Annotated in this window: 7 protein-coding genes; all 7 read left to right on the forward strand. The window is 47.5% G+C overall.

The window, feature by feature from the left end; genetic code table 11:
- The first annotated feature begins 145 nt into the window (after nt 1-145).
- Nucleotides 146-1,333: an aspartate aminotransferase family protein gene (locus tag EPO18_RS11540; RefSeq protein ID WP_292433520.1), complete on the forward strand. Its 1,188-nt coding sequence runs from the start codon at nt 146-148 to the stop codon at nt 1,331-1,333.
- Nucleotides 1,323-2,231 (forward strand): ornithine carbamoyltransferase, encoded by a 909-nt coding sequence (argF, locus tag EPO18_RS11545; protein WP_292433521.1) that lies wholly within the window; start codon nt 1,323-1,325, stop codon nt 2,229-2,231. Before EPO18_RS11540 ends, argF begins: the two co-directional genes overlap by 11 nt.
- Nucleotides 2,182-2,991, forward strand: a complete 810-nt coding sequence (locus EPO18_RS11550) for a TIGR04211 family SH3 domain-containing protein (protein ID WP_292433522.1) — start codon at nt 2,182-2,184, stop codon at nt 2,989-2,991. Before argF ends, EPO18_RS11550 begins: the two co-directional genes overlap by 50 nt.
- A 90-nt stretch (nt 2,992-3,081) precedes the next feature.
- Complete coding sequence (gene ilvD / locus EPO18_RS11555; RefSeq protein WP_292433523.1) at nt 3,082-4,770, forward strand: dihydroxy-acid dehydratase; 1,689 nt, start codon at nt 3,082-3,084, stop codon at nt 4,768-4,770.
- A gap of 722 nt (nt 4,771-5,492) precedes the next feature.
- Nucleotides 5,493-7,640, forward strand: coding sequence for an efflux transporter outer membrane subunit (locus tag EPO18_RS11560; protein ID WP_292433524.1), 2,148 nt, complete (start codon nt 5,493-5,495; stop codon nt 7,638-7,640).
- A gap of 169 nt (nt 7,641-7,809) precedes the next feature.
- On the forward strand, nt 7,810-9,576 hold the full coding sequence (locus EPO18_RS11565; protein WP_292433525.1) for a LuxR C-terminal-related transcriptional regulator: 1,767 nt from the start codon (nt 7,810-7,812) through the stop codon (nt 9,574-9,576).
- 2 nt (nt 9,577-9,578) lie between these two features.
- Nucleotides 9,579-9,849, forward strand: a 271-nt coding sequence (locus tag EPO18_RS11570) for a hypothetical protein (RefSeq protein ID WP_292433526.1), incomplete at its 3' end; no start/stop codon positions are given.

The raw sequence follows: 9,849 nt of genomic DNA on the forward strand, positions 1-9,849 counted from the left end.
AAAACATCATTTTGGTTTTTTATTTTTAAAAACGCCCTGGACAATCAGCGCTTGCCTGAGACCCAATTGAAACCTATAATCGAGCATTTTTTTAATGGTCGACAGATTACGGCCTATTTACTCCTTAATTTTAATAAAGAGAACAATGACTAGCCACATTATGCCAACCTATGGACGATTGCCCATTACTTTCGAACGGGGCGAAGGCGCATGGTTATTTGATGAAAACAATAATCGCTATCTGGATGCAGTATCGGGCATAGCGGTATGCAGTTTGGGACATGCTCATCCTGCCGTGCATCACGCTATCTGCAAGCAAAGCGAAAAACTGGTGCATACATCAAATCTGTACGGTATCGCTGTTCAGGAACAGTTGGCCGACAAACTGATTGAAAAAAGCGGTATGGATAATGTATTTTTTTGCAATTCCGGTGCAGAAGCTAATGAAGCGGCGATCAAGTTGGCGCGTAAGTACGGCCATGATCAAGGTATAGAAAATCCGGCGATTATCGTCATGGAAAAAAGTTTTCATGGCCGTACACTGGCAACGCTGAGCGCTACCGGTAACGCAAAAATCCAACAAGGCTTTGCACCTCTGGTTGAAGGCTTTATTCGCGTGCCGTACAACGATGTCAATGCAATCGATCAAGCGGTTAAGCAGCATAAAAATGTTGTTGCTGTGTTGGTTGAACCGATACAGGGCGAGGGCGGCGTTAATATTCCCGCTGCCGATTATCTTAATCAAATACGCAGTCTGTGCGATCGGCAGAACTTGCTGATGATGCTCGACGAAATTCAGACCGGGATAGGCCGTACCGGTAAGTTTCTTGCTTTCCAGCACAATGGTATAGTTCCGGATGTTTGTACCTTGGCTAAAGCTTTAGGCAACGGCGTGCCGATAGGCGCTTGCCTTGCCCGAGGCAAAGCCGCCGCATTATTTACTCCCGGCAATCATGGCTCAACCTTTGGCGGCAATCCGTTAGCTTGCAGTGCGGCTTTAGCGGTATTGGCTACCTTGGATGCTGATAACCTGGTCGAGCAGGCCGCGCAAAAAGGCGATGCGATTTGCTTGGCGTTTAAAGAACGGTTACACGGCAATGCGCATATTGTCGATATTCGCCATAAAGGCATGATGATCGGTATCGAACTTGACCGTCCGTGCACTGAGCTAGTGCAAGCAGCGCTGCAAAATAACTTATTGATTAATGTCACTAGTGAAAAAACCATTCGTTTGCTGCCGCCATTAATTATTGATAACCACCAAATCACTCAACTCGTAGAAACTTTATCGACGCTTATCTATAAGCATACAGACGCTCCCTATGAACCCTAGACATTTCATCAGCTTGCTTGACTTATCCGGCGACGAGCTTCGTAGCTTGATTAACCGGGCCATCGTCCTAAAAATTAACCGCGATCCCGATTATCAACCGTTAAAGGGCCAAGTATTGGCGATGATTTTTGAAAAGTCATCGACGCGAACCCGCATTTCGTTTGAATCGGGCATGAGTCATTTCGGCGGCAGTGCGCTGTTTTTATCGCCTAGAGATACTCAGCTGGGTCGAGGCGAACCTTTGCAAGATAGTGCCAGAGTTATTTCCAGTATGGTTGATTGCATCATGCTTAGAACCGACAAGCACGAAACAGTGACTACATTCGCTCAATATTCAAGCGTTCCGGTGATTAATGGTTTGACCGATTTGCAGCATCCTTGCCAATTGTTGGCGGACATGCAGACTTATTTTGAACATCGCGGCGATATCAAAGGTAAAACAGTAACCTGGATCGGCGACGGCAATAATATGTGTCATTCCTATATCCATGCTGCTATGAGGCTTGGGTTTGTGTTGAATATTGCCTGTCCAAAAGATTATCAACCGTTAGAATCCATAGTCAAAGCCGCTGGGGAGTGTGTCCGATTTTTTGATACGCCTCTGGCCGCCGCCCGGAATGCAGACTTAATAGTCACTGATGTCTGGGCCAGCATGGGCCAAGAAGAAGAGCAAAAACAACGCGAAGTAGCTTTTAAAGATTATCAGGTCAATGCTGAGATCATGGCTGCGGCAAACAAAGATGCGTTGTTTATGCACTGCTTGCCCGCTCATCGCGGCGAAGAAGTCAGCGCCGATGTGATTGACGGTACTCAAAGTGTTATCTTCGATGAAGCAGAAAACCGTTTGCATGCACAAAAAGCACTGTTGGAATTTCTCCTGTGCAGAAAATCACGTTAGAATTAACTATAGACGTATCGGTTTCTTACTGATTACGCTACTTTCACCATTCATAGCAGTCGTCAAACGACCAACAATAGAGATTCAAGTGAAAAAAATACTCAGCTCGTTTTTTATCCTACTGATAACTTTTGGTTCAGCGCAGGCGGAAGTTGTTTATGTTACTGACAATCTGAATTTATCACTCAGGAGCGAAGAAAATAACAACAGTAAAGTTGTAAAGTTGCTTCCGACTGGCACTCCGCTTACGGTAATAGAAGAAAACAGAGGTACCGGCTTTTTGCATGTCCGCATGAATGATGGTACTGAAGGCTACATGCCGATCCGCAATACTATGAAAGAACCGCCTAGCCATGCTCAATTGGAGGCTGCCAATAAAAGCCTGGCGTCATTACAGTCTGAAAACGCCACTCTCAAGGCTGAACTATCCACGATAAAAGAATCTATTACGCCGGGAACATCTCTTGAACAGTCTTTGGCTTCAGAGCGGGATCAGTTAAGCAGAGAACTCAATGAATTGAAAAGAACGGCTGCCAGTACTGTTGAATTAAAAAACCAGCGCGATGAACTTCAGGAGCGGGTGGTTAATGTTGAGCGGGAACTACAACAATTCAAGCTTGAAAATCAGGCCTTGCAAGATACTGCCAATCAGGACTGGTTTTTATACGGCGGTTTATTAGCTCTTTTTGGCGTTATTTTAGGATTTATTTTGCCTAAACTTAGCTGGCGTCGCAGTCGTAGCAGCTGGGATTCATATTAATTAAGGCAAAAGGCGAAAGGCAAAAGGCAAAAAAGCCCTGTTCCTTCGCCTTTCGCCTTTCGCCTTTCGCCCTTAGCCTTTATTTAAATTATGAGTGATAAAAACACCCGCACTTTCTCTTCTTTGGTTGTTGACGGCATGGAGCGCGCACCGAGCCGCGCCATGTTGCATGCCGTCGGTTTCAGCAATGAAGACTTCAAAAAGCCGCAAATAGGCATTGCTTCAACCTGGAGCATGGTTACGCCATGCAATATGCATATCAATAAGCTGGCGGATGCAGCAGCTGTTGGGGTTAACAATGCCGAGGGTAAAGCCGTTGTTTTTAATACCATAACAATTTCCGACGGTATTTCGATGGGTACCGAAGGCATGAAATACTCGCTGGTGTCGCGCGAAGTAATTGCCGACTCGATTGAGACAGTGGTTGGCTGTCAGGGTTTTGACGGCATCGTCGCAATTGGCGGCTGCGATAAGAATATGCCGGGCTGTATGATGGCGATAGCGCGATTGAACCGCCCCAGCGTGTTTGTGTATGGCGGCACCATCATGCCCGGTTGCCACAAAGACAAAAAACTGGATGTGGTTTCCGTATTCGAAGCGGTCGGCGCCAGAGCCAATAACCAGATCGACGATGCCGAGCTGGCTGAAATTGAAGCCAAAGCGATTCCGGGCGCGGGCTCCTGCGGCGGCATGTACACGGCCAATACCATGGCCTCGGCCATTGAAGCGTTGGGTATGAGCTTGCCGAACAGCTCCGCCCAAGCCGCTATTTCAGACGACAAACGCCTGGATTGCGAGCGTGCCGGTGCTGCGGTGTTGGAGTTGTTGAAAAAAGACATCAAGCCACGCGACATCATGACCAAAGCCGCGTTCGAAAATGCGATTACCGTAGTGATTGCACTCGGCGGCTCGACCAATGCGGTATTGCATATCCTGGCGATGGCAAATGCAACCGGCGTGGATATTACTTTGGACGACTTTACCCGCATTGGCAAAAACGTTCCTATGCTGGCTGACTTAAAGCCCAGCGGCCGCTACCAGATGGCTGAATTGATCGAAATCGGCGGCATTCAACCGCTGATGAAAACGCTGTTGGACAAGGGTTATCTGCACGGCGACTGTTTAACCGTTACCGGCTTAACATTGGCGGAAAATCTGGCCGATGTAAGACCGTATCCTGAAGGCCAGGATATGATTCATTCCCTGGATAACCCAATCAAAAAAGACAGTCATTTGGTCGTGTTATACGGCAATCTGGCTTCCGGCGGCGCGGTTGCCAAAATCACAGGTAAAGAAGGGCTTTGTTTTACCGGCACAGCCAAAGTGTTCAATGCCGAAGAGCAAGCGCTGCAAAGTATTTTGAATGGCGATATCGTTAAAGGTGATGTGATTGTTATCCGTTACGAAGGTCCCAAAGGCGGTCCCGGAATGCGAGAAATGCTGTCCCCGACTTCGGCAGTCATGGGTAAAGGTTTGGGCAAGGATGTGGCATTAATTACCGACGGTCGGTTTTCCGGCGGTACCCACGGTTTCGTAGTCGGGCATATCACGCCGGAAGCATATGTCGGCGGCGCGTTGGCGATAGTTGAGAATGGCGATACCATCACTATAGACGCAGAAAACAACGAGCTGAAACTGCACGTTAACGAGCATGAAATCGCCCGCCGGTTTGATAAGTGGAAACAACCCGCGCCGCGTTATACTCGCGGTGTGTTGGCGAAATACGCCAAATTGGTGAGTTCGGCTTCGTTAGGCGCGGTGACGGATAATTTGGAGTGATATGATTATAAAAGATTAGCCGAGGCCTGATTCGATCAACCTCGGTCAATCGCACCAAGAAAAATACTCGCCACAATCGCATAAAACATTAATTTTATGCTGTCGATTTAAGCAAGGATAGCGATCAACCTTAGGCCAATCAAATACAATAACATCGACCCATCCAGGGTCGATGCTTCCAAGGTCTTGCATCATTTAAGAAATAGCAATCTGAGCAGATTGCTTATGTGTCTTGTAATCCATCACTCTGCATAAAGTTGGGGTGTATGTTCCGTAGACCGGGCATGCCGAGCCGATGGTGTTATTTGAAAAATAGAAAACATAGTTTTTAGTCCATGTGATAGACCTCGCATATCTCTAAATTAAGTAGACGCGAAACTGCGCTGTCAGCAATTACTGGCATTTATATTGCTGTTTGGAATCTAAGTATATATACTTAGTTGGAGCGTTTAATTTAAGGCAGATAGTGCAGCTTAAACTAAACTCATTCTTGACTGGGTGGCTTTTTTCATCTCACCGTAAGTAAGCTAATGTGGGTTTATGGACAAATTAAAGAACGATAGATTTGTTCTCCAGGTCATTTATTTATGACAGGAAAATCTTATCTCGTTAAGGTGGCGGTAAAGCCATTGGTTTGTGGGAATCCTTGGCCTAAGCTGCTTCAAGACCGTTTAGCTCATCTTTATCATTGCCCTCAAACGCCCACACAAGTGTAGGGTTTTGTGTTTATCCCAATTATTTTAAGCATTCTGATGGTCGGCTGCGCCATCAAACGCGATCACTACGATGTACCTCCTGTGCACCTTCCGGCTCAATACCAGCAGTCTGCGTTATTTCCCAAGGCTGAAGGTAAGGCGCTTCCTGTTGAAGAGGGTAACACTCCCACAAAGCAACCGGCAGAAGCGGAACTTGATGAATGGTGGCGCTCTTTAGGCAGTGCCGAACTTAATGCGCTGGTTGATCAAGCGCTAGCGAATAATACCGATCTTCGTGTCACCATGCTCCGCCTGGCTCAACTCCAGGCCCGTTCAGATCAGGCGGAAGCCGGTCAATACCCGGTTGTTACCGCTCCATTGGAAGTGCATTATGATGCGCCGCCAAACGGCGTCAACTCGGCCCAGATTAGTTCAAATACTCAAGCCAAGCACCGCGAATACTATCAAGCAGGATTGCGTGGCGACTGGCGAGTTGATCTGTGGGGTGAACTCAGCTCTATGGCTGAATCAGCGGAAATGCAGCTATGGCGGGCTACCTTTGAAAACGACGACGCCCACCGTACTTTGGTTGCCAAGGTCGTTTCCCAGTACATTGAATACCTTTCTCTAAACGACCGTATCCGCGTTGCGCACGAGACAGAAACCGCGCTCCGCAGCATGCTTCAGGCGGTCAGTAGCCGCGTGGAAGCGGGCGACGCGACAGTTATCGACCTTGAACAACAGCGTTCTGCCGATTTTGCTGTTCTTGCGACGATTCCCGGCTTGGAGTTGCAACGGGAAATGGCTATGCACGTCCTAGCTCAGTTGCTGGGAGAGGGGCCAAACATGCAGGCGCTATCAGATAAAGGAATAGACTCGCTTTCGTTTCCTGGAGTGTTGCCTGATATACCTGTCTCACTTTTATTACGTCGGCCTGACATACGCGCTGTTGAAGCCAGATTGCTGGCGGCAGATGCCGATATTGATGTGGCGCGGGCGCGCTTGTTTCCTCCTCTTAATTTATCATACCAAGCCAGTGTAGGCTTACTCACCTATGCTCAATTGTTCTTTGCGCCCTACGGTGTTATTTATAACGCGATAGGCAATTTGACGACGACCATTTTTGACCATGGCAAACGTACTCAGGATGTCGCTTTCGCACGGTCACTGCATGAAGAGTTGGTAGAAACCTATTTGCATACCATCTACGCAGCTGTGCGTGAAACTGAGGATGCGATATCAAACACGTATATGAACGGTAAACGGCTGGAGGCGCAAAAAGTAGCTACAGAAGCCGCGTTACATGCTTGGTCAGCCAGCCAAGAGTCTTATGAGGTCGGGGGTATCGACTTTTTAACGCTGCTTGACACCGAGCGAACCTATCATCGTACGCTGGATGAATACCTTCATATTCGCCAAGAGCGCTTTAATGGTCTGGTTTCACTATATAGCGCGTTGGGCGGCGGTGTTCCTCAGGGAGGAGTGTTGCCGGGCGAAGGCGTTCGTCCGCAGGGAGGATCTGTCAAAGTGTCGGCGGCATCTTCGTTGGCAACACCAGGCATCGATTGGACCGGACGCGAAATTGACACCGATGGGGAATTCTGGCTAGTGGAATTAGCTGGCTTACAAGACCGCTCTGGGGTTACGCATGCATGGCGCGATTTGCATCAACGCTTTCCCAGCCTGATGGTCAATCGCATCGCATTGCCTCGTTTGCAAGGTAAAGTGGCAAAAGCACAGCAAGAACGCGCAACATGGTATCGGGTGTTTATTGGCCGTTTCTCGAGCCAGGAGGAAGCGAGTACTTTCTGCGGGCAGTTAAATGCCAAACAAGTACGATGCGCTGTTGTGGCTTCCGATGCTGATGAATTTAATGAGTTTATGGAAGATGAGGTTGCGAATAAAGCAACACCAGCAGAAAAGAGCACACCCGATCCGATTCCTAATCCCCTTGATAAATCAAGCGGTAAAGCTGAAAAAGCCGAATCTTTAGTGCTACCTACACCGGCTTCCGGTGTTGACTCCAAGAAAGACGATGCTGAAACAGTGCGGAGTAATGCCGATGCTAAGTCAGAGCTCTCTCTGGGCTATGCGGTACAAAATCACACCACACCTGATCAAAATAGCGCTAAAAGCTCAGCGGCTCAGCCGGGACATCCGGTAAACCATCTATAGTCACACGCAAAGGAGTGTGTAGGTGCTTGAGACAGGTTGGAGCAAATCTGCGGTAGTGGTAGATGAAAAAAATGAATGAAGGAATTAGTTTGCTTCTTATGTAATTTGAATAGTGGTAATGATGCCCTGGAACTTTTTATACCGCGAAAGCCATTGCTGATCGATAATCATGAATCAAGAGCCTGTTAATAAGTCCGCGGCAGTTGCGTTTCCGAATCAGGAAGTTGAATTGCTGCCTGAACTGACTCAGCGTCAGCGGCAAATTCTGGCATTGATTAAAGCAGGCAAAGTTAATAAGGAAATTGCTAATGAATTAGGGATAGGCTTGGGCACTGTGAAGCAGCATGTTGTAGCGCTATTTAAAAAACTTCATGTCAGTAATCGCACAATGGCAGTTTCGCAAGGGATCAGTCAAGCCACGGATTCTCATCCTGAAAGCACTCAAATATCCGAAGGAATACTGGAACGCCGTCCTTGCATCGTATTGAGCATCTTTTTGCCTGACGCAACTTTAAAAGCCAGTGCTGAATCTTGCCCAAAGGCTATTGTCCAGGAATTACACAAAACTTTTTCAGCTTTAGCGGGTGCTCATGATGCTTTGTTTCTGGCGAACAAAGCATCTATAGGCGATTTAATTTTCGGCATTAAACGCGGGACTGAACAAGATATCTTCAAAGCGCTACATGCAGCCCGTGCGGTTTTTGATGTTCTTACAGTCTATCCTAATCTTAGGCAAGACTTACGAGGCGGATTAGCGGCAGGATGTGCAATTTCCAGCATGAATCGTTATGGCGGCTGGTCGGGGGAGGTTGTCGCCAGCGCTGTAATTGCCCATGCCCGCGAACTTGCGAGCAACGCGACATCAGGAGAGTTGGCACTGGGAACATCTGCGGCAAAATTGCTGAAAATTACCGGCCCTAATGTGTATAGGACTACTATTCCTTGCTTACTGTTTAAGGCGCTTGATCGAATGCCTTGGGGTAAAGATTCTCAGCTTCCGCAATTTCAAGCAGAAGGCGGAGAAGAACAAGGTGATGAGTCGTTGATATTGGGGCGAGAAGCAGAGCTCGAAGTCCTGGAAATATTGTTTTCAGAAGTATTTAGAGGCCAAAAAAACCATCTTATTTACATAGAAGGCGAAACAGGCATGGGTAAATCACTATTATGCCACTATGCTGCGAAACGCGGTCTGGACATGAAAGGCCGGGTACATCACTTCGTTTGTCATTCCGGTAGCAAAGAAGGCAGTCTGTATATGTATCCGAGCGGAATGCCCGTAAAGCCTCAAACTCTATTGCATAGCCTCAAATCGATTACAGGTCGAGGCCACGACGTAATTATCGTGGATGATGCACATCTATTGCCGATTGATATTTTGATAAAGGCTACTGAAACCGCAAAGGCCGCTAAAGAAAAAATGGTTATATTTGCAGCGCGTAAATTTTCTAAATATGTAAAGCCCCCTTGCAAAACGATCAGGCTGGGGCATCTACCTAAGACTGCCATTGAAAGTCTGGTAGTCCAATCCCTCGGTTTACTGGAAAAAGATACGATAAAGGCAGAGCAGGGTTCTGATGCGGACATGCGTCACTCCATAGCAAGAATCGTACAGTATGCGGCGGGCGTTCCGCTTTTTGCCATTGAATTGGCGCGCCATCACTGGCAGGAAACTTTGCCTTTTTCCTTACAGGTTGTGATTAACGCTCGCATGGACGGACTCAAACTTGATCGTGCTTTGCTACGCTTCGTCAGCAAGGCGCCATTCCCTATGTCCGTGACAGAAATTGCCGAAACTATGTGGGAGTCTCCGGACACAATAGAACTTGCCGTTGAGCAGGCTCGCGCCAGTGGTGTTTTATGCCGAAATGAAGAAGGGCATATTTCTTTTGCCCATCCATTATTACATATGTTAGTTAATCAATCCGGAGTCGAATAGCAATGTTAGCATTTTTCTTGACCTTGCTGAACCGGGGCAAAATCCTAGAAAGACCGGTAGAAAGATTGGCTAATCCACTTATGGGTATTTTTCGTTCCCCTGACTTACAGCGGGTCGCTCCTTTACTTGCAGTTGCAGCGCTACTCTATAACATTTTGGCTTTAGTTCTGCCTATGGCAATACTGCAAATTATGGATCGCGTAGTGCTTAACCAGTCTATAGAAACTCTGGCCCTGCTGGTGATTGGGGTCGTAGTGGGGCTGGTTATCGAAG

Source organism: Methylobacter sp. (genome assembly GCF_004322395.1).
Classification (GTDB): domain Bacteria; phylum Pseudomonadota; class Gammaproteobacteria; order Methylococcales; family Methylomonadaceae; genus Methylobacter_A.

Coding starts and splice junctions, on each gene's coding strand:
- EPO18_RS11540 (WP_292433520.1), top strand. CDS start 146: ATGACTAGCCACATTATGCCAACCTATGGACGATTGCCCATTACTTTC.
- EPO18_RS11565 (WP_292433525.1), top strand. CDS start 7,810: ATGAATCAAGAGCCTGTTAATAAGTCCGCGGCAGTTGCGTTTCCGAAT.
- EPO18_RS11550 (WP_292433522.1), top strand. CDS start 2,182: ATGCACAAAAAGCACTGTTGGAATTTCTCCTGTGCAGAAAATCACGTT.
- ilvD (WP_292433523.1), top strand. CDS start 3,082: ATGAGTGATAAAAACACCCGCACTTTCTCTTCTTTGGTTGTTGACGGC.
- argF (WP_292433521.1), top strand. CDS start 1,323: ATGAACCCTAGACATTTCATCAGCTTGCTTGACTTATCCGGCGACGAG.